Below are 24,981 nucleotides of genomic sequence, written 5' to 3'. Positions count from 1 at the left end.
TGTCCTTCAGCGCACCGGCTGACCGACGGCCGGCTCCGGGCACGCGGGGGCGGGCACCGCGGCCGGGTCGTCCTCGTCCAGGTCGCGGCCCTTTGTCTCGGGCGCCGCGAACGCCGTCCAGACGACGGCCCCCAGGACGGCCACGGCCAGTACCCCGAACGTCAGCGGCAACCCCAGCAGCGGCCACATCACCGAGCCGAACAGCATCGGGGCGAAGCCGGTGAGCACCCGGCTGAACGAGGACGCCCAGCCGAAGCCGCTGGCCCGCAGCGTCGTCGGGTACAGCTCGGAGACGTAGGCGTACATGGCGGGGATGGTCAGCTGCATCAGGAAGCCGAAGACGCCGATGGCCACGACGGAACCCGTCGGCATGCGCATCACCAGTGCGAACACCACCAGTGCGAGCGAGGCGACCGGGGCCGAGACACCTATGAGCCACTTCCGGCCGACCGCGTCCACCAGCACCGTGGAGGTCAGGACACCGACGATGCCGACCGCGCTCATCAGCGTGGTGCTCATGAAGGCGGCCGTGTCGCCGAGGCCCTCCTCCTTGAGGATGGACGGCAGCCAGCTCAGGGCCGCGTAGTACACCAGCATGACGGTGGCGAACAGCAGCCAGGCGGCGGAGGTGATGCGCGGGCTGAACCTCCAGACCGCACGCAGCTGTTCGAGCGCGGCGCGCGGGCCGTTCCCCCCGGCCTCGTGCACCGGGTCGGGTATGGCGTACGGCTCGACAGGCGCACCCGTGCGGGCGACCAGATCGTCGATGACGGCCCGCGCCTCGGCCTCCCTGCCCTTCCTGCTGAGGTAGACCGGCGACTCCGGCACACCCCTGCGCACCCAGAACAGCAGCAGCGCCGGAACGCTCATCACGCTGAGCATCCACCGCCAGTTGCCGTCGAGGGACAGCATGGCCGTCGAGACCAGACCGCACAGGGTCACGCCGATCGGCCACCAGGCGTCCAGCGCGGTCAGTACGCGTCCGCGGTACTTCGTCGGGGAGAACTCCGCCACCAGGGCGTAGTCGACGGGAACACAACCGCCCAGTCCGACACCCGCGATGAAGCGCAGGGCGAGGAAGACCGCGTAGTTCGGGGCCAGGGCACCGGCCACCGAGAACAGCGCGAAGATCAGCAGGGTGACGCTGAAGGACTTCTTGCGTCCGATGCGGTCGGCGATCGCGCCCCAGGTCACCGCGCCCACGGCCATGCCCACCAGATTGGCGGTGGCCACCAGACCTCGCTGGGAGAGGGAGAGGTGGAAGTGGTCGCCCAGCAGTGGCATCAGAAAGCCGTTGAGGGCGATGTCATAGGCGTCGAAGAGATAGCCGAGGCCGCCGATGATGAAGATCCTGCCCTGGACCCCCCATCTCCATGGGAGGTCCTGGACGATCTGGTCGCCTGTTTTCACTGTCGCTCCACGGGGTGTTCGGGGATGTGCCCGCGCGGGGCGACACCGAGGTGGATGAGCGGGAAGTGGCCCGGAGGGGCAAGTGATGAGCGGGGATGGGGGGTTGGGGAGAGGGGGAGAGAGGAGGGGAGGGGAAGGGAGGGGCCGGTCAGCGGGCGAAGCGGTAGTCGAAGGCGCCCAGGTCCGGGTCCTCGAGGGGGCTGCCGCTCCACAACCAGTGGTAGGAGACGTCGGATTCGCCGTCGAAGCCGCGCCGCAGCAGGGCGTCCCTGGCCTCCTGCTGCGGGCCGTCGGGGTAGTGGTAGAAGGTCTTGTTCTGAAGTGAGGCGTCCTGGACCATGCCGGCGTGCTTGGCCCGCCGGTCCACATAACGCCGCAGTGCGCCCTCGACGCCTTCGGCGGTTATCCGGCCCAGTTCCTCGGCCAGTACGGCGGCGTCCTCCATGGCCTGGGAGGCGCCCTGGGCCTGGTAGGGCAGCATGGCGTGGCAGGCGTCGCCCAGGAGGGCCACCCGGCCGTCCATCCAGACCGGGTCGCGCCGGCGGTGGTAGAGGGCGAAGGAGAGCACGTCCTCCTTGGCCTTGGACAGCATCGCCGCCGCCCGGTCGTCCCAGCCCTCGTAGGCGTTCACCAGGTCTTCCGCGGTGGCCGAGCCGGTCCACTTCTCGGCGACCTCGTCCGTGCACGGGACGCAGCCGACGACGTTGAGGTACTCGCCGCCGCGGATCATGTAGTGGACCAGGTGCCGGTCGGGGCCGTACCAGATGGTGCTCTGGAAGCGGTCCATCAAGAAGCGCGTGGCCGGGTCGGCGGCGATGAGGTCGCCGGGGATGAGGGCCCGGAAGGCCATCTCGCCGGAGAACAGCAGGGTGTCCGGGAGGCCCATGAGGTCGCGGACCCGGGACCGGATGCCGTCGGCGCCGATCAGCACATCGGCTTCGAAGCGCCGGCCGTCCTCGGTCACGGCCGCGGGGCGGCGGGGGTCGCGCCGGTCCAGTTCGCTGACCCGGCTCGAGGTGTGCAGCGCGACCACCGGGCCGGGGCCGGTCGGCTCGACGCAGGCATCGGTGAGGACCCCGTGCAGATCGGCCCGGTGGTAGTGCCAGTACGGCGCGTTGTACCGCTGCTTGCAGTGGTCACCGAGCTGGGTCAGCCCGATGATGCTGCCGTCCTTCCACCGGCGCCGCACCTGGTCCAGGGGCTCGGTGCGGATGGCCTCCAGTTGCCTGCGCAGCCCCAGCCCGAGCAGGACCCGGCTGGCGTTGGGCGCCGTCTGGATACCCGCGCCGATCTCGCCGAACCGCGGTGCCTGCTCCAGTACGGTCACGTGATGGCCGCGCTGCCGCAGCGACAGCGCGGCGGTCATTCCGCCGAGCCCGCCGCCGACGATGACGACGTCGAGGGATTGGGTGGATGCCATGTTCTCTCCAGATGCGGGTGCGGCGGCGGGATCAGAAGTCGACGAGCCGGCCCGCGGTGACGACGTCCTGGTCGTCGACGGAGACGGTGCAGCCGCGCATGGCGATGTCGACGTGGGCGTACGATTCGCGCTCGAGTACGGGGTGGGGCCCGGTGGACCACAGGAAGTTCCCGGCGAACGCCCGCGCGTCCATGCCCATGAGCTCTTCCTTGCCGTACAGGGCGGTGGCGAACCAGTCGGCGGTGCGCATCAGACCCCAGCCCATATGGGACAGGCTGCGCCCCCATGCGTCGTCCGCGTCGTCGAAGAAGGTGTTCAGCAGATGGGCCTCGGCGCCACCGGACACCTTCTCGATGTTCCCGCCAGCGATCTCCAGCGTGACCGGCTGACGCACGTACTCCTTGAACGGCAGCAGGATGTCGCCCTCGGAGAGCACGATCCGGCCCTCGGAGAACCGCGGCCAGCACAGGACCATGGTGCTCGGCCAGTGGTCCCAGCGGCCCGGGTCGTCGGCGAAACCCACCTGGAACTCCGGCTTGGAGCCCGGCAGTTCGACGGTCAGGTCGGTGCCGGCCTCGGAGGTCACCCGCATGACGGACGCGCTCTTCAGCAGGTTGACGCCCTTGAGTACCTCCGCCTTGTCCTCCGGCTTGGGGAGGTTGCGGATGAGTACGTCGGGGGCGTCGCACACGAAGAGGATGCGGGTGCCCGTCCGCATGATCTCCTGCTGGAGCGGGGCGTGGATGAAGCCCTCCCGGGTGAGGTCCACGACGAGGTCGGCGGCCTTGAGCAGGTCCTGCGCGGCGGTGTCGCCGAGCACCGCGCTCAGGCCGGGTCCGGCACCGGTGCGGGTGCTGTCCGAGGGCGACGGGTTGCCGCCGGGGACCGTGGCGGCGATGACGTGCGCGCCGCAGGCCTTGGCCGCGCCGAAGGCCGCCGCCACGTAGTCGCCGCGGCTGGTGGGCTCGGACAGGACGACGACGTGCTCATCGGGCTTGAGCTTGCACAGCTTCAGCTCCTGGGTGAACGCCTCGAGCAGGTCGACGGAGGTGAGGTCGAGCATGTCTCGCTCCTGGGGAAGGGGGAAGGTGGCAGACGGCGATCGCACGGTCCGGGCAGGCGTAGAGGTATGGATCCAGCCATGCGGCCAGGCGGCTTCATGGGGAGACGCGGGTCTCACGGGCGCCGCCGACGCAATTAATCCGAACGCGTACGATCTGGGTCTGGCAAGGGGTGCGGCCGAACTTTTTTGTGATCAGTCCGCCTTCCGGGGTGGCTGCGGAGACCAGGGCATCCCTGCTGACCTCGTATTTTCCCCAGGTGTCGGCCGTCTTTCCCGACTTCACGAAGATGAACGAAAGATGATTGCGGCCGACGCGAAACCTTGCGCCGAGAGTTCGTACGTGCTCGGATGGTTTCTGTTCACATCCGGACCGCGTGCTCTGAGTGGCCTCGCGGTGGCTGGTTCTCGGCGGTGCGCCGCTGTCAAGCCAAGGAGGGCTCCGATGGTCATCCCCGTATGAGGGCCGCGGGGCGTCGGCCCCGCGGCCCCGTCTGACACGGCGCCACTACTCGCCGGTGGCGCCGTCGATCCGCTCGCGGATGAGGTCGGCGTGGCCGTTGTGGCGGGCGTACTCCTCGATCATGTGCAGATAGATCCAGCGCAGGTTGTAGTCCCCGCGGCCGCGACGGGTGACGACATCTTCCAGGGAGCGGCCCGCGGCGGCCTCCTTGGCCTTGGCGATCTCCTCCCGCCAGATGGCGAAGGCGGCCTCCGAGGTGTCCTCGTCGGTGAGGTGGAACTCCCCGTCCGGGTCCTCCTCGCTGTACCAGATCGGCGCTATGTCCTGCTGGGCGAGCACCCGCAGGAACCAGCTGCGCTCGACCTCGGCCATGTGCCGTACCAGGCCGAGCAGGGTCAGCCCGGACGGCGGCGCCGACGCCTCGCGCAGCTGCTTGTCGTCCAGGCCCTCGCACTTGAGGGCGAGGGTCGCGCGGTGGAAGTCCAGCCACCCCTCCAGGCTGGTGCGTTCATCGGCGGTCCGGGGCGGGTCGGGGCGTTCTGTGATCGTCATGGCGGTCATGATGGCGGCGCCGCCCTCATGGCCGCCACGCGTTATTCGTCCAGCATCCCGCGCAGCAGTTCCGCGAAGCCGGTGCGCAGCGCCGCGCGGTCGGGTACGGCGTCGTGGTCGGCGCCCGCGGCGCAGCTGAACATCAGCCCCTCGCACCAGGCCACCAGCGACCGTGCGTGCCGCCGGGGTTCGGTGGAGCCCAGCGCCGTCATCATCGCCTCGAGCGGTTCCCGGAAGCCGCGCCCCGTGGCGTCGTAGAACTCCCGCAGCTCGGGGCGGCGGGTCGCCTCCAGCGCGAGCTCGTAGCGGGCGATCAGCAGATCGCGCTGGGTGGTGAGCGAGCGGTGCAGGGCGAGCGCGAGCGCGTCGGCCAGTTCCGCGACCGGATCGGTTCCATCCGGTGCCGCGCCGGCGGGGCCCGGCATCTCGTCGGGCGCCAGCACCTCCGCCTCCCGCTGGGCCAGCCGCCGGACCGCCGCCTTCAGCAGGGCGGCGCGGGTCCGGGCGTGGTTGGAGGTCGAGCCGAGCGGCAGCCCGGCCGCCTCGTCCACCGCACGGTGCGTCAGCCCCCGCATTCCGCGCTCGGCCAGCAGCGCCAGCGCGGTGTCGGCGATCAGCTCGGCGCGGGACGCGCCGGACGCGGAGGCGGACGGGGCGGCGCCGGAAGCGGAGGCGGCGGTTCGATCAGCGGTCATGGGGCCAACCTAAGCCCATCCACCACTCGTACTACGGGTGTAGTAACGTTAGTGAGTACTACACCTGTAGTTGGTTTGGAGGAGTCATGCGGCAGCCCCGTGTCATCGTCATCGGTGCCGGAGTCGGCGGGCTCGCCGCCGCCGCGGCCCTGCACCGCCGCGGCTGGTCCATCACCGTCCTGGAGCGGGCCGCCCGCCTCGAGCCGGTCGGCGCCGGAATCTCCCTCGCCCCGAACTCCCAGCGCGCCCTGGACGCCATCGACCTCGGCGACGATGTGCGCGCGCTCGCCGCCTGGCAGGGCGGCGGCGGACTGCGCACCCCCGGCGGCCGCTGGCTCTCCCGGATGGACAGCGCCGCCACGGCCGAGCGCTTCGGCGGTCCGCTGGTCCTCCTCCACCGGGCCACCCTCGTCGACCTGCTCGTCTCCCGGCTGCCCGAGGGCGTGGTCCGCACCGGGGCCGCCGCCCGGCTGGCCGACCCCGGTGCCGCCGGGCGCCCGGCCCGGGTGACCACCGAGGACGGCGACCACGAGGCGGACCTGGTGATCGGCGCCGACGGCATCGACTCGGCCGTCCGCCGCACGCTCTTCCCGGACCACCCCGGGCCCCGCTACGCCGGATTCACCACCTGGCGTGTCGTCATCCCCGCCCCCGACCAGCCGTTCGAACCGCATGAGACCTGGGGGAGGGGCCGGATCTGGGGCACCCAGCCGCTGGGGGACGGCCGGGTCTACGCCTACGCGGCCGCCGTCGCCCCGCCCGGCGGCCGGGCCCCGGACGACGAGCGGTCCGAACTGCTGCGGCTCTACGGCGACTGGCACCGGCCCGTCCCCGACATCCTCGCCGCCGTCGCGCCCCGGGACGTGCTGCGCCATGACGTCCGGTACATGGCCGAGCCCCTGCCCGCCTACCACCGGGGCCGGGTCGCCCTCATCGGCGACGCCGCCCACGCGATGGCCCCCACGATGGGGCAGGGCGGCAACCAGGCCATCGAGGACGCCGTCGTCCTCGCCCACCATCTGGCCCCCGGCGTCGCCGACCCCTCCGCCGCCCTGGCCGCCTACACCCGCGACCGGCTGCCCCGCACCATGGACGTGGTGCGCCGCTCGGCGCGCACCGCCCGCATGATCACCCTCACCAGCGCCCCCGCCGTCGCCCTGCGCGACGCCGCGATCGCCGCCGTCGGCCGCCTCGCCCCCGGTCTCGCCCTCCGCTCCTTCGACGGCATCGCCGACTGGCGTCCGCCCACCCCCACGTATCCTGCGGGGGCACAGTGGAAGGCATGATCGGAAGAGACCGGGGAGAACATATGAGGGTCGGCTGCGTCGGGCTCGGCGACATCGCGCAGAAGGCGTATCTGCCCGTGCTGATGGCCCGCCCCGGTCTGGAGCCGCATCTCCACACCCGCACCCCGGCCACCCTCCAGCGGGTCGCCGACACCCATCGCGTCCCGGAAGCCCAGCGCCACGCCGATTTGGACTCGCTGCTCGCGGCCGGGCTCGACGCGGCCTTCGTGCACGCCCCGACCGACACCCACGCCGACCTCGTCACCCGGCTGCTCGAGGCCGGGGTGCCCACGTACGTCGACAAGCCGCTCGCGTACCACCTCGCCGACAGCGAGCGGCTCGTGCGGCTCGCCGAGGAGCGCGGGGTGAGCCTGATGGTCGGCTTCAACCGGCGTTACGCGCCCGGCTACGCCCAGTGCCTGGACCATCCGCGCGATCTGATCCTGCTCCAGAAGAACCGCGTCGGCCTCGCCGAGGACCCGCGCACCCTGGTCCTGGACGACTTCATCCACGTGGTGGACACGCTGCGCTTCCTCGTGCCCGGGCCGGTGGACCACATCGATGTGCGCGCCAGGGTCCGCGGCGGGCTGATACACCATGTGCTGCTCCAGCTGTCCGGGGACGGGTTCACCGCGCTCGGCGTGATGAACCGGATGAGCGGCTCCACCGAGGAGGTCCTGGAGGTCTCCGGCCAGGACACCAAGCGGCAGGTGCTCAACCTCGCCGAGGTGGTCGACCACAAGGGTCAGCCGAGCGTGCGCCGCCGGGGCGACTGGGTGCCGGTGGCGCGGCAGCGCGGGATCGAGCAGATCACCGACGCCTTCCTGGACGCGGTGCGCGCCGGGCGGCGGATCGGCGCCGAGGACGCGCTGCGCACCCATGAGCTGTGCGAACGGGTGGTCAGGGACGCCCTGGAGCCGACTGGTCTGGCCGCCGGTCCGACGGCCGGTCCGTCCGCCGTCTGAGCGCCCGGCCCCCCTCGACGGCGCAGAAGACTCCGAGCGCCGCCATCGCCCCGTACACCGGCCAGGGGCCGATCCGCACATACGGGCTGGTGCCCTGCCCCAGCGGCACCGTGTAGACGGTGGCCGCGCTGGTGTCGGTGGACATCCGGTGGCCCACCGGCTCGCCGCGCGGCCCGAACACCGCGCTCTCCCCGGTCAGCGTGGCATGCACCATCGGCCGCCAGGTCTCGGCGGCGCGCAGCGCGGCCAGCGAGGCGTGCTGCGCCGGCGCCCAGCTCCGCTGGAAGGTCGAGGTCGCGGACTGGACGACGAGCACCTGCGCCCCGTCCCGCACCAGGTTCCGGCTCATGTCCGGGAACGCCGACTCGAAACACACCAGCGGCCCGATCCGCAGGGAATCCGGCAGCTTCATCACCACCGGCTCGGTGCCCCGGTGGCGGTCCTCACCGGCCGCCTTGCCCACCGAGGTGGCCCAGCCGAGCAGCGGCCGGGCCGGGATGTACTCCCCGAAGGGGACCAGCCGCATCTTGTCGTAGCGCTGTCCCGTCGGGCCGTTCGGCCCGATCAGCACCGAGCTCTTGTAGATGCCGGGCATATCGCCGCGCCGCGCGTCCACGTTGACCAGCAGATCCGCGCCGGCCGTCCGGGACAGCGCGGCCAGCCGCCCGCGCAGCTCCGGATGGGTGGTCAGATCCTGGGCCACGCTGCTCTCGCCCCACACCACCAGGTCCACATCGCGGCCGGCCAGCTGCTGGGTCAGCTCCGCGCTGCGCTCCAAGCGCGGCCCCGGCCCCGGGATGACCCCCGGCTGCACCACCGCGATCCGCGCCGTCCCGGGCTCCTTGGCCTGCGGCACCCAGGCCCATGTCCCGGCCACCGCGGCGCCGCACGCGGCGAGCCCGGCCAGCGCCACCGCACGGGCCCGGGCCACCGTGATCAGGACGGTCACCGCGACATTCACCAGGACCAGCAGAAACCCGAGCAGCCAGACCCCGCCCACCGAGGCCAGCCGCAGCGCGGGCGCCACCTGCCACTGGCTCGCGCCCAGCAGCCCCCAGGGCCCGCCGAGATACTGCCAGGACCGTACCAGCTCGGCCATCAGCCAGACGGACGGCAGCAGCACCAGCGCCGCCGCCACCCGCCCGGAGCCCGGGCGGCCGTGCAGCAGCCGGTGCGTCAGCCACCCCCAGGGCACCCACAACAGCCCCAGCAGCAGCGCCAGGAGCACGATGAACACATGCAGGCTCGGCATCAGCCAGTGGTGCACCGCGAGCAGGAACCCGGCGCCGCCCAGCCAGCCGTCCCGCATCGCCCGGCGGCCGGTGGGCGCCGAGCGCATCAGCAGCAGCCAGGGCACCAGGGCCACATACGCCCACCACCACAGCGAGGGCGCGGGGAAGGCCAGCGCGGGGAGCGCGCCCGCCAGCAGCGCCATCGCGCCCCGCCACCACGGGGAGGCCAGCCGCCGCCCCCACAGGTCCTCGCCGCCGACCGGCCTCCGCACCTCGGATGCCCCCCTCCTGTTGGCACAGGGCCAGTGTGCGGGAGTCAGCCGATCATGAACAGGGCGGGGGTCCGCCGGAGCGTGCTTCATGCCGAATCCGGGAGGCCGTGTTCCGGGAGGTCCCGTTCCGGGAGGTCTCGTTCCGGAAGGTCTCGTTCCGGAAGGTCTTGTTCGGCCCAGATGAGCTTGCCGCCCTCGGTGTAGCGGGTGCCCCAGCGGCGGGTCAGCTGGGCGACCAGGAACAGCCCCCGGCCGCCCTCGTCGGTGGTGCGGGCGTGGCGCAGCCGCGGTGAGGTGTTGCTGGTGTCGGTGACCTCGCAGATCAGCACGTCGTGCCGGATCAGCCGCAGCCGGATGGGGCCGGTGCCATGGCGGATGGCGTTGGTGACCAGCTCGCTGACGATCAGTTCCGTGGTCGTCATCAGCTCGTCAAGACCCCACTCGGCGAGCTGGCGCACCGCCAGCGAGCGGGCGCTGGCGACGACGGCCGGATCGGAGGGCAGGTCCCAGGAGACGACATGTCCGGCGCCCAGACCGTGGGTACGGGCCAGCAGCAGGGCCACATCGTCGGTCTGCGGGGAGGTCAGCAGGGTGTCGACCACCGTGCGGCAGAGCTCCTCCAGCGGCAGCACGGCCTGGCCGAGGGCGTTGCTCAGCCGGCTGAGGCCGACGTCGATGTCCTGGTCACAGGTCTCGATGAGCCCGTCGGTGTAGAGGGCGATCAGGCTTCCGGCGGGCAGCTCCAGCTCCGCCGACTCGAACGGCAGCGACCCCAGGCCCAGCGGGGGACCGGCGGGCAGCGCGGGGAAGGTGACCTCGCCCGAGGGGTCCACGATCGCGGGGGTCGGGTGGCCCGCCCGCGCCATCGTGCACCGCCGGGTGACCGGGTCGTAGATCGCGTACAGACAGGTGGCGCCCAGCACCGCGGCCGCCACGCCCTCCTGGCCGGCCTCCTCCTCGGTGAGCCGGATGACCAGGTCGTCCAGGTGGGCCAGCAGCTCCTCGGGCGGCAGGTCCATGTCGGCGAGCGTGTGCACGGCCGTGCGCAACCGCCCCATGGTGGCCGCGGCGTTGATGCCGTGCCCGACCACATCGCCGACCACCAGCGCCACCCGGGCACCGGACAGCGGGATCACGTCGAACCAGTCGCCGCCGACCCCGTTGCGGGCGTCCGTGGGCAGATAGCGCGAGGCCACCTCGACGGCCTGGCCGCCGCTCAGTGCGTGCGGCAGCAGACTGCGCTGGAGGGCCAGCGCGGTGGCGTGCTCACGGCTGTAGCGGCGGGCGTTGTCGATGTTCAGCGCGGCCCGCGCGACGAGCTCCTCGGCGAGCAGCAGATCGTCCTCCTCGAACGGGTCCGGATGCCGGGAGCGTACGAACGAGGCCACTCCCAGCAGGGCGCCGCGCGCCCCGATCGGCGCCACCATCAGCGACCGCATCCCGAACTCGCGGACCTTCGCCGTCCGCGCCGGATCGTCCCCGGACCAGGCGGTGATGGAGTCGCCCATCACGGGATCGAGCAGGGCCTCCCCGGAGAAGAAGCAGCAGGCGAAGGGGGAGGTGGAGGAGATGGTGATCGCGTCCCCCAGCTCCGCGATGGACTCCGGACACCCCTCCCGGATCGACGCCTGACCGGCCCGGCGGAAGGCCGGCAGGGTCTCACCGGGGGTCTCCAGGGGCTCCTCGCCGCGCAGGACGGAGTCCAGCAGATCGACGGTGACGAAGTCGGCGAGCCGCGGCACCGCGAAGTCGGCCAGCTCCTGGGCGGTGCGCATGACGTCCAGGGTGCTGCCGATGTGGGAACTGGCCTCGTTGAGCAGCGCCAGCCGCTCCCGGGCCCGCCAGCGGTCGGTGACGTCGATGCCCATGTAGCACACGCCCACCGGATGGCCCTCGGCGTTGTCCAGGCGGAAGAAGGAGGTCGAGTACGCGTGCTCGCGGTGGGGCGCGGCCATCGTCCAGCCCCGGTACTCGTAGTCGATCACCGGCTTGCCGGTCTTCAGCACCTCCCGCATCCGCGCCTCGAGCGCCTCGGTGTCCAGCCCCGGCAGGCACTCCGCCATCCGGCGGCCGATCCGCTGCTCACGGGGCAGCCCGCCGTAGCGCTCCAGCGTGTCGTTGAGCCACACATACCGCAGCTCCGGGCTGAGCACCGCCATCCCGACCGGCGACCGGGTGAGGAACGCCTGGAGGAGAGAGCCGCTGAGCGCCCAGGTGGGGATGGAGCCCACATCGATCCCGGAGACCAGCCAGGAGACATCGCCGTCCGGGTCGCGCATGGCGGAGATCCGCAGCCCCACCTCGATCCGCCTGCCGTCCCGGTGCCGGAGCCGGCCCAGACCGCCCCAGCCGTCGTGCTTCTGGCACCACGAGCCGATCGCCTCGGCCTTCGCGGCGTCCCCGGGCGCCGCCAGCAGCATCCTGGCCGACTGCTTCATCGCATCCGCCGCCGGATAGCCGAGAAGTCTCTCCGCCGCCGGAGTCCAGCCGATGATGGTCCCTGTGGCGTCGATCAGCGCCGAGGCCGCATCCGCCATGTCGAACGGGACATGCGTCTCGGTCGGCGCGATTCCCTGGGGGATGGCCATCGCACCCGTCCCATCTGCGGATACATTTCCCTTAATACTATGACTTCTGCGCCTCCCCGGCGGTGAACCGTGCGACCACGAGGGGGTGGCTCCCCGGTCATGCCCGGTTGCCCCACAGGGAGCGGTCGTCGACATTGGCCCGGGTCACCAGCGGGGCGGGCAGCTGGTCCTCCAGATTGCCGCCCGGCAGCCGGACGATGGTGCTGCCGTGGCCGGTCGGCCCCGCCTTGACGGGCTCCCCGGCCATGGCCCGCTTGACGTAGCGCATGGCGTAGACGGCGTACAGGTCGGCCGGCTGGGAGACGGTGGCGTCGATGAGACCCTTACGGATCGCGTCCAGCTCCTGCGGGGTCCCGTCGTTGGAGACGATGGCGATATGGCCGCGCCGGCCCACCGGGACCAGGGCGCGGTGGCGCTGGAGGGTGCGCAGGGTGGGGGCCAGATAGACGCCGCCGGCCTGGAGGTAGATGCCCTTGATGTCGGGGTGGGCGCTGTAGAGGGCCTCCAGCCCGGCCGCCGCCTTCTCCGCCTGCCAGTCGGCCGCGATGTCCAGGATCTTGATGTCCGGGTGGTGCCGCGCCATGCAGCGGTCGAAGCCGGCCGTGCGGTCCCGGCCGTTGGCCGAGGCCAGATCGCCCTCGATCTGCACCACCGTGCCCCGCCGCACGGCGCGGCCGAGGCCGTGGCACGCCTTGACGCCGTACGCGCGGTTGTCGGCCCGGACCACGATGGCCACCCTGCCCCGGTCGGGGGCCACATCGACGGCGACCACCGGCACATGGGCGCGCCGGGCGGCGCTCAGCCCGGGGCCGATGGCGGCGGAGTCGACCGGGGAGACGACCAGGCCCTTGATGTCCTGGGCCAGCAGATTGTCGATATCGGTGATCTGTTTGCCCGGGTCGCCGTCGGAGTCGACCGTGGGCAGCACCCGTACGCCCGCCTTCCTGGCCTGCTCCGGGATGTCGTCGGCGTACGCCTCCCAGAAGGGCGAGGTGAGCAGCGGCAGCACCACGCCGACCTTGCCCGCGTCCGCACCGCCGCCGCAGCCCGCGGCGGCCGGGCCGCACAGCAGGAGCAGGGCCGCGGTGGCGGTGGCGAGGCGGTGGGGCATGGGGTCTCCGACGCTCGGGATGAATACCTCATATCAACATGGAACGGGCGATGGCGAGGCGGTGGCGTGGGAAAAGTCGACCCTTGACAACCCTCCGGTGTACGCCCGAGGATCGCCGCGTGAACTTGTCAGACAGCCAGACAGGCGGCTCCGGATTCGCCTCCCCTCGTCGCATCAGCGCGATGGAAGCGGTTCTCACCCACCTCCGGGAAGCGATCGAGCGCGGCGATTACGCGGTGGGGGACAAGCTCCCCTCCGAGGCCGAGCTCTGCCGTCGCCTGGAGGTGAGCCGGCCGGTGCTCCGCGAGGCCCTCAGGGCCTTGCAGACCATGGGGCTGACCGCCTCACGCACCGGCAAGGGCACCTTCGTCATCTCCAGCGGTCCGGTGGAGGACCCCACCTTCGGCGACTACGCCGCGAGCGACCTGCTGGAGGTGCGCCGGCACATCGAGATCCCGGTGGCGGGCTACGCGGCACTGCGCCGCTCCGCGGAGGACCTCGACCACCTGTCCCATCTGCTGGCGCGGATGGAGCGGGAGACCGACACCACCGCATGGGTGGCGATGGACACGCTGTTCCATCTCGCCGTCGCCCAGGCGGCCCAGAACCCGGTCTTCCGGCGGGTCATCGAGGAGATCCGCGATGCCCTGGCCCGGCAGTCGGCATTTCTCAACGAACTCGGCGGCCGCCGCGAGCAGTCGAACCGGGAGCACCGGGCGATCGTCGAGGCGCTCGCCGACGGGTCCGAACACGACGCGGTGGAGGCCATGTCCCACCACCTCGAACGTGTGGAGACCACCCTGACCTCCATCGTGCGGCCCGCCGCGGCGGACGACCGGACGACAGCACCGACGGAAGGCGGACAGCAGGCGTGAGCGAGCAGTCCCTCCGGCAAGAAGACCGCCAACAGCACCAGGCCGGGAGCCCCGCGCACGTGGACGCGGGCGACGCCGGTTACAGCAAGTCCCTCAAGGCCCGGCACGTCAACATGATCGCCATCGGCGGCGCCATCGGCACCGGCCTCTTCCTCGGCGCGGGCGGCCGGCTCAAGGACGCCGGGCCGTCGCTGGCCCTGGCGTACGCGGTCTGCGGCCTCTTCGCCTTCCTGGTGGTGCGCGCCCTGGGCGAGCTGGTGCTGCACCGGCCGTCCTCCGGCGCGTTCGTCTCCTACGCCCGTGAGTTCCTCGGCGAGAAGGGCGCCTTCGTCGCGGGCTGGATGTACTTCCTGAACTGGGCCACCACCGGGGTCGCGGACATCACGGCCGTGGCGACGTACACCCACTACTGGGGGATGTTCACCGAGATCCCGCAGTGGGCGATCGCCCTGATCGCGCTGGCCGTGGTGCTCACGGTCAATCTGATCTCGGTGAAGATCTTCGGTGAGCTGGAGTTCTGGTTCGCGATCATCAAGGTCGGCGCGCTCGTCGTCTTCATGGCGATCGGCATCTTCCTGCTGGTCACCCGTGAGCAGGTGGCCGGTGGCAGCACCGGGCCCAGCCTGATCACCGACCACGGCGGCGTCTTCCCGCACGGTGTGCTGCCGATGCTGCTGGTCATCCAGGGTGTCGTCTTCGCCTACGCCTCCGTGGAGCTGGTCGGCGTGGCCGCGGGCGAGACCGAGAACCCCGAGAAGATCATGCCCAAGGCGATCAACTCCATCATGTGGCGCGTGGCCCTGTTCTACGTCGGCTCCGTGGTGCTGCTCTCGATGCTGCTGCCCTCCGGCTCCTACTCGGGCGACGAGAGCCCGTTCGTCACCGTGCTGTCCAAGATCGGCGTCCCGGCGGCCGGCGGGGTGATGAACCTCGTCGTGCTCACCGCCGCGATGTCCAGCCTCAACTCGGGTCTGTACTCCACCGGCCGGATCCTGCGCTCGATGGCGATGTCCGGCTCCGCGCCCAAGTTCACCGGCGCCATGAGCCGCACCCATGTGCCCTACGGAGGCATCCTGCTCACCTCCTTCTTCTGTGTGCTGGGCGTGGGCCTGAACTATGTGGTGCCGGACAAGGCGTTCGAGATCGTGCTCAACTTCGCCGCCATCGGCATCCTCTCGACCTGGGCCATGATCATGCTCTGTCATCTGCTGTTCTGGCGGCGCGCACAGGCCGGCCGGATCAGCCGCCCCGGCTACCGGCTCCCCGGCTCCCCGTACACCGAGATCGTCACCCTGGGCTTCCTCGCCTCCGTCCTCGTCCTGATGTGGGCGGACGGCGGCCCCAGCCGACTGACCGTCATGGCGCTTCCGGCGATCCTGGCGGCGCTGGTCATCGGCTGGTACGCGGCCCGCAGCCGGATGAAGGACCCCTCGTGAGCCCATACTGAGGAATCGTTTCTCCCGTGCGGCCGTACCACCCCCGGACGCCCTCTCCCTCCACCACCACCCGGAGGAATCCCACCCCGTGAACACCCTCGACCACGAGAGCACCACCATGAACACCCCCCTCGGACGGACCGACGACGCGACCCGCCGCACCCCGGCCGAGCCCCCCGCCATCCGTGAACCCCGCCATGTGCCGCTCGCCCATGTGGTGCGCGGCGGGGCCATCGAGGGCGTCCACCACGGCTCGGTCGTCGTCCTGGCCGCCGACGGCCGGGTCGCCTTCCAGGCCGGCGACATCGACGTGGCCTTCTATCCGCGCTCAGCGCTCAAGCCCGTCCAGGCCGTCGCCCTGCTGCGGGCCGGGCTGCCGCTGGACGGGGAGCTGCTGTCGCTCACCGCCGCCAGCCACTCGGGCCAGCCGCGCCATCTGGACGGCGCCCGCCGCATCCTCGACCGGGCCGGACTCACCGAGGCCGACCTCCGCAACACCCCTGACCTGCCCTACGGCGCCGCCGAGCGCGACGCCTGGCTGCGCGACGGCGGCGAGCCCACCCGGCTCGCCCAGAACTGCTCCGGCAAGCACGCCGCGATGCTGCTCACCGCCCAGCTGCGCGGCTGGCCGCGCGCGGACTACCTGGACCCGGCCCATCCGCTCCAGCGGCTGATCGCCGAGACCGTGGAAGACCTCACTGGACAGGGCATCGCCCGGGTCTCGGTCGACGGCTGCGGCGCGCCGCTGTTCTCCGTCTCCCTGCGCGGGCTCGCGACGGCCGCCGCCCGGATCGCCTCCGGCTCCATGGACACCCCCGAGGGGCGGGTCGCGGCCGCCCTGCGCGCCCACCCGGAGATGGCGTCCGGCACCGACCGGGACGTGGCCCGGCTGATGCGCGCCGTACCGGGACTGATCGCCAAGGACGGCTTCGAGGGCGTGCAGATCGCGGCGCTGCCCGACGGCCGGGCCGTCGCCGTGAAGATCGCCGACGGTGCGGACCGCGCACGGATGCCGGTGACCGCCGCGGCGCTGGCCCACTGCGGGATCGACCCCGGTGTGCTCGCCGAGTTCGCCACCACGCCGGTGTACGGCGGCGGGGCCGCCGTCGGCGGTGTGCGCCCCACCGACGTCCTGGCCCCGCCCACCGCCTGACCCACCCTCACCAGGAACCGAGGAAGAACGCACACCATGAGCGCCACCGGCCATCGCCGCGAACACGATCTGCTCGGCGACCGCGACGTCCCCGCCGACGCCTACTGGGGCATCCACACCCTGCGCGCCGGCGAGAACTTCCCCATCACCGGCACCTCCATCTCCGCCTATCCGCATCTGATCAGCGCCCTGGCCGCCGTCAAGGAGGCCGCCGCCCGCGCCAACGAGGACCTCGGGCTGCTCACCACAAGGAAGGCCGACGCCATCGCGGCCGCCTGCCAGGAGATACGCCGGGGCGCCCTGCACGACCAGTTCATCGTCGACGTGATCCAGGGCGGCGCCGGGACCTCGACCAACATGAACGCCAATGAGGTGATCGCCAACCGGGCACTGGAACTCCTCGGCCACGAGAAGGGCGACTACGACCACCTCCACCCCAACGAGGACGTCAACCTCAGCCAGTCCACGAACGATGTCTACCCGACCGCCGTCAACGTCTCCACGATCATCGCCGTCCGTGAGCTCCACGCGGCCATGGAGACGCTGCGCCAGGCGTTCGCCGCCAAGGCCGAGGAGTTCCGCGACGTCCTGAAGATGGGGCGCACCCAGCTCCAGGACGCGGTGCCCATGACGCTGGGCCAGGAGTTCTCGGCGTACGCGGTGATGCTGGAGGAGGACCAGAGCCGGCTGCTGGAGGCCGCCACCCTGGTGCACGAGATCAACCTCGGCGCGACCGCCATCGGCACCGGCCTCAACGCGCCGAAGGGCTACGCCGAGGCCGCCCGGCACCACCTCGAGGCCATCACCGGACTGCCGCTGGTCACCGCCGCCAACCTGGTGGAGGCCACCCAGGACTGCGGCGCGTTCGTCCATCTGTCGGGCGTCCTCAAGCGCATCGCCGTCAAGCTCTCCAAGAGCTGCAACGACCTGCGGCTGCTCTCCTCGGGCCCGCGGGCCGGGCTCAACGAGATCAACCTGCCCCCGGTGCAGGCCGGTTCCAGCATCATGCCCGGCAAGGTCAACCCGGTGATCCCCGAGGTGGTCAACCAGGTCGCCTTCGAGGTGATCGGCAACGACGTCGCCATCACGATGGCCGCCGAGGCGGGGCAGCTCCAGCTCAACGCCTTCGAGCCGATCATCCTGCACTCCCTCTCGGAGAGCGTCACCCATCTGCGCGCCGCCTGCCTGGTGCTGGCCGAACGCTGCGTCGCGGGCATCACCGCCAACACCGAGCGGCTGCGCACCTCCGTGGAGAACTCCATCGGCCTGGTCACCGCGCTCAACCCGTACATCGGCTACGGCGCGGCCACCAGCATCGCCAAGGAGGCCCTCGCCACGGGCCGCGGCGTGGCCGAACTCGTCCTGGAGAAGGGCTTGCTGCCCGCCGACCGCCTGGCCGAGGTCCTGCGCCCGGAGGAGGTCGCCGGGCAGTCCTCAGGGCTCCGCTCGTAGCCGGGCGACTTCTGGGGCCGAGCTGTGGGGGAGGAGTTCGGTGGGGTGGTCCGGGCTTGCCACGGCGATATGGACGCTGTCGGCGATGCGGTAGGGGCGGTGCGCCAGCACCGCCCCTACGCGGCCGCGCAGCCGGGACATCGCGGCCCTTACGGTCACCGTCCGCGTCGGGTCCCCGAACAGGTCCTGGGCCAGCTGCGCCGCCGTGCGCCCCTCCGGGTGCGCGGCGAGCACCAGCAGCACCTCGGCCTGGCGGGCGCTGAGTTCATGGGTCCAGGTGCCCGAGGGGCCCGAGAAGGTCAGGGTCCAGCGGTGCGGATGGCGCACGTCCAGCAGCAGATCGCCCCAGCCGGCCGGGCCGCCCCCCTCGCGGGTGTCGCCGTCCAGCACCCGCAGCAGATGGCCGCCGGGCAGCGGCTCCACCGCACACGCGCCGAGCGCGGGCAGCCACACCGGCCCGTCGTACGGCGCCTTCGGCAGCAATAGCCGGTGCTCGCGCGGGGTCACTCCGGTGACCCCGGCGATCCAGCCGTGCTGATCGACCACCACCGCCTTGCCGTGGATCCGCGCCAGCAGCGGCGCGGCGACCGCGCGCAGGCCCGCCAGCTCCCGGCTGTGGGCGAGGCGCAGTTCGCCCTCGGCCCACCGGGCGGTCGCGGTGACCAGGGAGAGCACCGTCGGATGGGCGGTTCCGGCGGGGCCGCTGACGTCGATGACGCCCAGCAGCCGCCCGTCGCGCGGGTCGTGGACCGGGGCGGCGGCGCAGCTCCAGGTGTGGAAGGCGCTCACGAAGTGCTCCGCCGAATGCACCCGTACGGGGGACTTCACGGCGAGCGCGGTGCCGATTCCGCTGGTCCCGGCGACGTCCTCGGCCCAGTGCGAACCCTCCACGAGCGCGATGCCGTCGGCCTGCCGGCGCACCCCCCGATGGCCGTCGATCCACAGGATCCGGCCCTCCGCATCGGCGATGATCATGATGTGCGCGGCCGCCTCCGCCGCCTCCAGCAGCCCGTCCCGCAGGGTGGGCAGCACCTCGGCCAGCCGGGTCTGCCGCCTCCGCCGCTCCAGTTCGTCCAGGCCCAGCGGCCGTGGCGCGCGGCCGTGATCGGGGTCGAGCCCCAGGCGCAGCATCCGGTCCCAGGAGGCGCCGATCACCGGGCGGGCGGGCAGCGGAAGCCGTCCCCGGCTCAGCGCCGCCTCGCGGATCACCGCCATCAGGCGGGCCGATTCGGTGGGGCTCAGCGCGGCCAGGGGACTGGCGTCGCGTGGGTGCTGGATACGCATGGATGGCAGCCTTCAGCCTCTGCTGAGCGGGGCTTCGTTGCTCCGCGATTGTAGTGAAGAGGTGCGGCGGGGGCTGCGGTCGTGAAGCGGGGGAGAGCCGGCGGCGACGATATGCGGAGCCCTCCGGGCCATGTGCCCCTACAGGGCGGGCGCGGCCAGTTCGGCCCAGATGGTCTTGCCGGTGGCGGTCTGCCGGGTGCCCCAGCTCTCGGTGAGCTGGGCCACCAGCAGCAGTCCGCGGCCGCTCTCGTCGAAGGCGCGGGCCCGGCGCAGATGCGGTGCGGTGGCGCTGCCGTCGGAGACCTCGCAGATCAGCGCCCGGTCATGGATCAGCCGCAGCCTGATGGGCGGGGTGGCGTGCCGGATGGCGTTGGTGACCAGCTCGCCGACCACCACCTCCATGGTGAAGGCGGACTCCTCGAACCCCCAGGCCGCCAGCCGCTCGGCGGCCTCCCGGCGGGCCCGGGCCACCACGGCTGGGTCGTCCGGCAGCTCCCAGGTGGCCACCCGCCCCGTGTCCAGCCCCCGGGTGCGGGCCAGGAGCAGGGCGATGTCGTCGGTGGGATGGCCCGGCAGCAGCTTGGCCAGCACCGCCTGGCAGAGGCCGTCCAGGGAGGCGGCGGGCTGGGCGAGGGTGAAGCGCAGGGTGTCGATCGCCCTGTCGACGTCCCTTTCGCGGGACTCGATCAGACCGTCGGTGTAGAGGGCCAGCAGGCTGCCCTCCGGCAGTTCGAGCTCGACCGTCTCGAACGGCAGGCTCCCCAGCCCCAGCGGCGGCCCGCCGGGCAGGTCGAGGAGGGTGGCGGTGCCGTCGGGTGTCACCAGCACGGGCGGCGGATGCCCGGCCCGGGCCAGCGAGCAGCGGCGGGAGACCGGGTCGTAGACCGCGTACAGACAGGTGGCGCCGATCTGCGCGTTGGTCACCCCCGCCGTCTCCGCCGAGTCCGTACCACCGGTGCCGCTCTCGGTCTCGTCGGACAGATGGTTGATCAGATCGTCCAGATGGGTGAGCAGTTCATCCGGGGCCAGATCGACGTCGGCGAGGGTGCGCACCGCCGTCCGCAGCCGCCCCATCGCCGCCGACGCCCGGACGCCATGGCCCACCACATCGCCGACCACCAGGGCGACCCGCGCGCCCGACAGCCGGATGACGTCGAACCAGTCGCCGCCCACCCCGGACCGGGAGTCGGCCGGCCGATAGCTGGAGGCGACCTCCACCGCGGCGCTCGGGGGCAGGGTGCGCGGCAGCAGACTGCGCTGAAGGGCCAGCGCGGTGTGCCGTTCGTGGGTGTACCGCCGGGCGTTGTCGACGCAGACGGCGGCCCTGGCCGTCATCTCCTCGGCGAGCAGCAGATCGTCCTGCTCGAACGGCTCGGGGCGGCGGTGCCGGGAGAAGGTGGCCACGCCGAGGGTGGTGCCGCGGGCCCGCAGCGGAACGGCCATCGTCGAATGGAGCCCGAACCGGCGGATCATGGCGGCCCGCTCCGGGGCCTCGTCGGCCCACCGGGCGACGGCGGGGTCGGTGACCCGGTTCCGCATCGCCCGCTCCGCCTTCAGGCACTCGGCCGCGGGCGAGAACTCGGGGTAGGCGGCCACCTGCCCCGGCTCCAGCACGGCCTCCGGGCAGCCCGCGAAGACCGACCGGCAGGCGACCCGGCGCAGCAGCACATGGCCGCCCGGCGGACCGGGGCGCGGTTCGCCGCCGTCGTGCACCGCGGGCAGCAGATCGACCGTCACGAAGTCGGCGAGCGCGGGGACGGCCACATCGGCCAGCTCCTGCGCGGTCCGGTCGATGTCCAGGGTGCTGCCGATCCGCACGCTGGCCTCGTTGAGCAGTGTCAGTCGCTGCCGGGCGGTCAGCTGGGCGGTCGTGTCGTGGGCGGAGAGCACCACGGCCGCCGTCCGGCCCTCGTCGTCCAGCAGCGGGGCGACGACGGCGGACCAGGCGAGCGGGTGGGGGTGGCCGGGCATGGGGGCGGCCAGCTCCAGCCGCTGCCCCTCGCCCGTCTCCAGCGCCCGCCGCATCGTCCGCTCGGCCGACTCGGACTCGGAACCGGGCAGGATCTCCGGGATCCGCAGCCCCCGCATCTCCTCCTGCGCCAGACCCATCACCCGCTCCAGGTCGTGGTTGGCCCAGCGCAACCGCAGCCCGGTGTCGTAGACCGCCATCGTGCAGGGCCCCTCGAGGAAGGAGCGCCGCATCAGCTCCTCGTCCCGGGCCGTGTCCCCGGCGCGCGGTACGGCGGAGACGATCAGCCACTCGGGGGCCCCGGCGGACGAGGTGCGGCGGTGTGCCAGCAGCCCCAGCTCCACGGTGGAGCCATCGCGGCGCTCCAGGGTGACCCGTCCGTTCAGCCGGGCGGGCGGGGAGGGGGAGCGCAGCGCGGCCGACACCTCGGCGCGGGCGGGCGAGGAGTCGTGGAGCAGCTCGGCCGCGGGCCTGCCCACGATCTCGGCGGAGCGGTAGCCGAGCAGCCCGCGGGCCGCCTCGTTCCACTGGGTGACGATGCCGTGCTCGTCGACCGTGGCCTTGGCGGTGGCCCCCTCGCCGAGGAGATCGCCCGACCGGACGGACCGCTCGTCCCGCGGGGTGTCCGGTCGCGTCATGCTGTCATCTCGCTCTTGCCCCGGTCTTCCGCCGTGGGCGAGGTGCCGACTCCACCGTGGCGCCCTTGGCGGAGAGTGAACCAATGGTCGCGTCTTCAAGTATGCCCACGGTCCGAGGGGCCGGCACACGGTGCGCGGCCCGCGCATGATGGTCCGGGGCCGGTTGTCACTCTCTGCTGGTACTGTCCCGGATCACGGCGAAACGAACAGAAGTTCTGCAAGGGGTGGGGTTCATGGCGATGGTCGTACATGGGGGACATGGCAGGGGTGCCCGTGCGGCCGGTGCCGTGCTCGCCGCCGTGCTGCTCTGCGGCGGCGCGGTCGGCTGCGGATCGTCCGGGGCGGACGGGAAGCCCGAGGGCAAGGCGGGGGAGAAGTCCTCGGAGCAGGTGCGGATGGCCCCGGCGGCGGCCGTGCGCGCGGCCGCAAAGAAGGGCGAGAAGCTCACCTCGTTCCGCTACCGGATGAGCGGCCGCACCCCCGAGGACGGGCGGATCGAGGGCGAGGCGGCGATGAGCACCAAGCCGCTCGCCGTCAGCATGAGGATGCGCGCGGTCGGCCAGGGCGCGGACGCGGCGGTGGAGATCCGGATGCTCGACGGGGCGATGTACCTCGACGGGGGCAAGGAGGCCGCCGCCGGGCTGGACGGCAAGACCTGGCTCAAGCTGGACCTCGGGGCGCTGGGTGAGAAGGCGGCCGGTGCGGTGGCCGGCGGCTCGCTCTCCCGCCAGGCCGACAAGAACCCGGCCGACGAGTCGGCCTTCCTCTCCGGTGCCGACGACGTGAAGCGGGTCGGCGAGGAGACCATCGACGGGGTGCGCACCACGCACTACCGGGGCACCATCGGCCTCGGCCAGATGCGCGCGAGCCTGAAGGACGAGGACGCGGCGACCCGCGAGCGCCGCGAGAAGAACCTCAAGGCGTACGAGGCGATGGGGGTCGACCGGCTGTCCATGGACATGTGGATCGACCCGGACGGCCACACCAAGCGGTTCCGCGTCCGTGGCGAGGGGGACAAGGGCCCGCTCGACATGACCATCACCTTCTCGGCCCTCAACGAGCCGGTCACGGTGAAGGCGCCGCCGGCGAACCAGACCATGGACCTCTCCGAGCTGGCGCGGGGGGCCGAGGGCTGATCCGGCGGCGGCTTCGCGGGTAGGCGGCGCGGCGGGCTCAGGCGCCGGGTGCGCCGGCCCCGGCCGTGAGGGCCGAGTCGTCCTCCACCCGTGCGCCGGGCAGGCGGTGCCGGGCGGCGACGAGGGCGGCGTCCACATCCCGCGTCCCGGTGGAGACGCACAGGGTGTAGGCGAGATCGTCCATCCGCTGGCGTACCTCGGTGCCGCCGGATTCGGCGTGCAGCATCCGCAGCGTCTCGTACTGCTCGATGAGGTTCTGAAGGACGACCGGGTGGGCCATCAGCACGGCGTGGTCCTTTCTCAGCCGACGGGTTGACGCCAGGCGTGTACCCCCGTCGCCGGGGGCCATGTACGTGTCTCATCCAACGGAGCCCGCGGCGGATCGGACGCCGCGGGTCAGATGTCGTGCCGCTCCAGGGGCTGGTTGGCCGGGCCCTGGAGCACCCGGCCGTCGGTGCCGAAGCGGGAGCCGTGGCAGGGGCACTCCCAGGCTCGCTCGGCGGCGTTGAACGCCACCAGACAGCCCAGATGGGTGCAGCGGGCCGAGACGGCGTGAGTCGTGCCGTCCTCGTCCCGGTAGACGGCGCGGCGCCGCCCGTCCAGGCGGACCACGGCCCCGGTGCCCGGGGCGATCCGGTCGACCGAGCTCGCCCCCGGGGCGCTCAGCCGGTCGCCGACGAAATGCTTCCCGACGTGGAACTGGTGGCCGAGCAGCGCCGGGGCCTCGCGCAGCGCGGTCCCCAGCCGCCGGGGGTCGTACAGCCCGGCCCACTCCGGCCGGTCGCCGCCGATGAGCGCCGTGAGCAGCCGGCCCGCCATGATGCCGCCGCTCAGGCCCCAGCCCGCGAAGCCCGTCGCCACATAGGTGTGGCGCGCGCCGGGGTGGAAGGGGCCGACCAGCGGCACGGTGTCGGTCGGGTCGTTGTCCTGCGCGGCCCAGCGGTAGGTGATCTCCACGCCGGGGAAGCGCTCCCGGGTCCAGTCCGCCAGCCGCTCGAAGCGCTCGGAGGTGTCCCCGGTGCCGGGGGTGAAGCTCTCCCCGGTCACGATCAGCAGCCGTCGCCCGTCGCCGTACGGCGCGGTACGCACCGACCGGGTCCGCTGGTCCGGGGTGATGTACGCGCCCCGCGGATCCCGGTCGGCGGGCAGGGGCCCGGCCACGACGAGTTCGCGGTGCGGCGACAGCCGGGCGAACAGCAGCGCCCGGTCGAACACCGGATAGTGGGTGGCGATCACCACGTCCCCGGCCGTCACCACCGCCCCGCCCTCCGTGGTGACCCGGCAGGGGGCGCCCTCCTCCAGGCGGGTGGCGCGGGTGTGCTCATGGATCCGCCCGCCGCGGGCGCGCAGATCCTCGGCGAGCCCGAGGAGGTAGGCGCGCGGATGGAACTGCGCCCCGTCCTCGACCCGGACCGCGCCCGCGACCGGGAAGGGCAGCCCGGTCTCGGTCACATACGAGGCGGGCAGCCCCGCCTCGCTCGCGGCGTCCGCCTCGGCGCGCATGGTGTCCGCGCGCCCCGGGTCCTCGGTGTAGGTGAAGGCCGGGACGCGTTCCAGATCGCAGTCGATGCCGAGCTCGGCCGCGATCGCCGCGGCCCGCTCGACGGCGTCGGACTGCGACCGCGCGTACATCCGCGCGCCTTCCGGCCCACGGGTGCGCCGCAGCCGGTCGTAGATGAGCGAGTGCAGCGCCGTGAGTTTGGCGGTGGTGTGGCCGGTGACGCCCGCCGCGATCCGGTCCGCCTCCAGCACCGCCACCCGGTGCCCCGCGCGGGTCAGCTCCCACGCGGTGCTCAGCCCCGCGACCCCGGCGCCTATTACGGCGACATCGACCTCCAGGTCCTCGGTGAGGGCCGGGTGGGGGGTGCCGGGTGGGGCGGTGTCCATCCAGTACGACTCGGGTGCGCCGGGAAGTTCGGTCATCGTGGCCGAGTGCCCACCGGCGCCCGACCGAAGCGGGCGGGGGCAGGCGAACCAGTCCGCC

General features: G+C 72.5%; 19 protein-coding genes. 7 read left to right on the top strand and 12 right to left on the bottom strand.

The features are described 5' to 3' along the window. Positions 1–6: 6 nt before the first annotated feature. From ABD329_RS20515 to ABD329_RS20495, 5 genes are all read right to left on the bottom strand, one after another. Positions 7–1,410: an MFS transporter gene (locus ABD329_RS20515; RefSeq protein WP_198280162.1), complete on the bottom strand. Its 1,404-nt coding sequence runs from the start codon at positions 1,408–1,410 to the stop codon at positions 7–9. Positions 1,411–1,558: 148 nt separating this feature from the next. Continuing rightward, positions 1,559–2,830, bottom strand: coding sequence for an FAD-dependent oxidoreductase (locus tag ABD329_RS20510; protein WP_344316726.1), 1,272 nt, complete (start codon positions 2,828–2,830; stop codon positions 1,559–1,561). 31 nt (positions 2,831–2,861) lie between these two features. Beyond that, positions 2,862–3,893: a 2,5-dihydroxypyridine 5,6-dioxygenase NicX family protein gene (locus ABD329_RS20505; RefSeq protein WP_198281434.1), complete on the bottom strand. Its 1,032-nt coding sequence runs from the start codon at positions 3,891–3,893 to the stop codon at positions 2,862–2,864. 505 nt (positions 3,894–4,398) lie between these two features. Then, positions 4,399–4,905 (bottom strand): DinB family protein, encoded by a 507-nt coding sequence (locus ABD329_RS20500; protein WP_198281435.1) that lies wholly within the window; start codon positions 4,903–4,905, stop codon positions 4,399–4,401. A gap of 41 nt (positions 4,906–4,946) precedes the next feature. Then, positions 4,947–5,600, bottom strand: coding sequence for a TetR/AcrR family transcriptional regulator (locus ABD329_RS20495; protein WP_198281436.1), 654 nt, complete (start codon positions 5,598–5,600; stop codon positions 4,947–4,949). 86 nt (positions 5,601–5,686) lie between these two features. Between ABD329_RS20495 and ABD329_RS20490 the strand changes: the two genes are divergently transcribed. Beyond that, positions 5,687–6,886, top strand: coding sequence for an FAD-dependent monooxygenase (locus ABD329_RS20490; RefSeq protein ID WP_344316725.1), 1,200 nt, complete (start codon positions 5,687–5,689; stop codon positions 6,884–6,886). Positions 6,887–6,909: 23 nt separating this feature from the next. Further along, complete coding sequence (locus tag ABD329_RS20485) at positions 6,910–7,851, top strand: Gfo/Idh/MocA family protein (RefSeq protein WP_198280068.1); 942 nt, start codon at positions 6,910–6,912, stop codon at positions 7,849–7,851. Here the strand turns inward: ABD329_RS20485 and lnt are convergent. The 3 genes from lnt to ABD329_RS20470 form a co-directional block, all read right to left on the bottom strand. After that, on the bottom strand, positions 7,787–9,286 hold the full coding sequence (gene lnt / locus ABD329_RS20480) for an apolipoprotein N-acyltransferase (protein ID WP_198280070.1): 1,500 nt from the start codon (positions 9,284–9,286) through the stop codon (positions 7,787–7,789). The two genes, ABD329_RS20485 and lnt, sit on opposite strands and share 65 nt — an antisense overlap. A gap of 155 nt (positions 9,287–9,441) precedes the next feature. Then, positions 9,442–11,943 carry a SpoIIE family protein phosphatase gene (locus ABD329_RS20475; protein ID WP_198280067.1) on the bottom strand — a complete coding sequence of 834 codons (2,502 nt, stop codon included), beginning with the start codon at positions 11,941–11,943 and terminating at the stop codon, positions 9,442–9,444. A 97-nt stretch (positions 11,944–12,040) separates the two neighbouring features. After that, complete coding sequence (locus ABD329_RS20470) at positions 12,041–13,054, bottom strand: sugar ABC transporter substrate-binding protein (protein WP_198280066.1); 1,014 nt, start codon at positions 13,052–13,054, stop codon at positions 12,041–12,043. Positions 13,055–13,236: 182 nt separating this feature from the next. Between ABD329_RS20470 and ABD329_RS20465 the strand changes: the two genes are divergently transcribed. From ABD329_RS20465 to aspA, 4 genes are all read left to right on the top strand, one after another. Beyond that, positions 13,237–13,929 carry a FadR/GntR family transcriptional regulator gene (locus ABD329_RS20465; RefSeq protein ID WP_198280069.1) on the top strand — a complete coding sequence of 231 codons (693 nt, stop codon included), beginning with the start codon at positions 13,237–13,239 and terminating at the stop codon, positions 13,927–13,929. Continuing rightward, positions 13,926–15,365: an amino acid permease gene (locus ABD329_RS20460; RefSeq protein ID WP_198280065.1), complete on the top strand. Its 1,440-nt coding sequence runs from the start codon at positions 13,926–13,928 to the stop codon at positions 15,363–15,365. The genes ABD329_RS20465 and ABD329_RS20460 overlap by 4 nt, the downstream gene beginning before the upstream one ends. Before the next feature lie 118 nt (positions 15,366–15,483). Then, on the top strand, positions 15,484–16,518 hold the full coding sequence (locus ABD329_RS20455; protein WP_344316739.1) for an asparaginase: 1,035 nt from the start codon (positions 15,484–15,486) through the stop codon (positions 16,516–16,518). Between the two features lie 36 nt (positions 16,519–16,554). Beyond that, entirely contained in the window at positions 16,555–17,970 is a 1,416-nt protein-coding gene (aspA, locus tag ABD329_RS20450; protein WP_198281460.1) for an aspartate ammonia-lyase, read from the top strand. Here the strand turns inward: aspA and ABD329_RS20445 are convergent. Beyond that, positions 17,953–19,254 carry a GAF domain-containing protein gene (locus ABD329_RS20445; protein WP_198281461.1) on the bottom strand — a complete coding sequence of 434 codons (1,302 nt, stop codon included), beginning with the start codon at positions 19,252–19,254 and terminating at the stop codon, positions 17,953–17,955. The genes aspA and ABD329_RS20445 overlap by 18 nt on opposite strands. Before the next feature lie 138 nt (positions 19,255–19,392). After that, the gene (locus tag ABD329_RS20440) at positions 19,393–21,861 is read right to left on the bottom strand and encodes a SpoIIE family protein phosphatase (RefSeq protein ID WP_344316724.1); all 2,469 of its coding nucleotides are present in this window, start codon (positions 21,859–21,861) and stop codon (positions 19,393–19,395) included. Between the two features lie 233 nt (positions 21,862–22,094). Here ABD329_RS20440 and ABD329_RS20435 point away from each other — a divergent pair, with 233 nt between their 5' ends. After that, positions 22,095–22,997 (top strand): SCO4651 family lipoprotein, encoded by a 903-nt coding sequence (locus tag ABD329_RS20435; protein ID WP_198277586.1) that lies wholly within the window; start codon positions 22,095–22,097, stop codon positions 22,995–22,997. Between the two features lie 37 nt (positions 22,998–23,034). Here ABD329_RS20435 and ABD329_RS20430 read toward each other — a convergent pair whose 3' ends face one another. Both ABD329_RS20430 and ABD329_RS20425 read right to left on the bottom strand, forming a co-directional pair. After that, entirely contained in the window at positions 23,035–23,283 is a 249-nt protein-coding gene (locus ABD329_RS20430) for a DUF5133 domain-containing protein (protein ID WP_198277585.1), read from the bottom strand. A 110-nt stretch (positions 23,284–23,393) separates the two neighbouring features. Then, on the bottom strand, positions 23,394–24,920 hold the full coding sequence (locus ABD329_RS20425; RefSeq protein WP_198277584.1) for an FAD-dependent oxidoreductase: 1,527 nt from the start codon (positions 24,918–24,920) through the stop codon (positions 23,394–23,396). Positions 24,921–24,981 lie beyond the last annotated feature (61 nt).

The organism is Streptomyces javensis, assembly GCF_039525925.1.
Classification (GTDB): domain Bacteria; phylum Actinomycetota; class Actinomycetes; order Streptomycetales; family Streptomycetaceae; genus Streptomyces; species Streptomyces asiaticus.
This window is presented reverse-complemented; position numbering and strand designations above follow the sequence as displayed.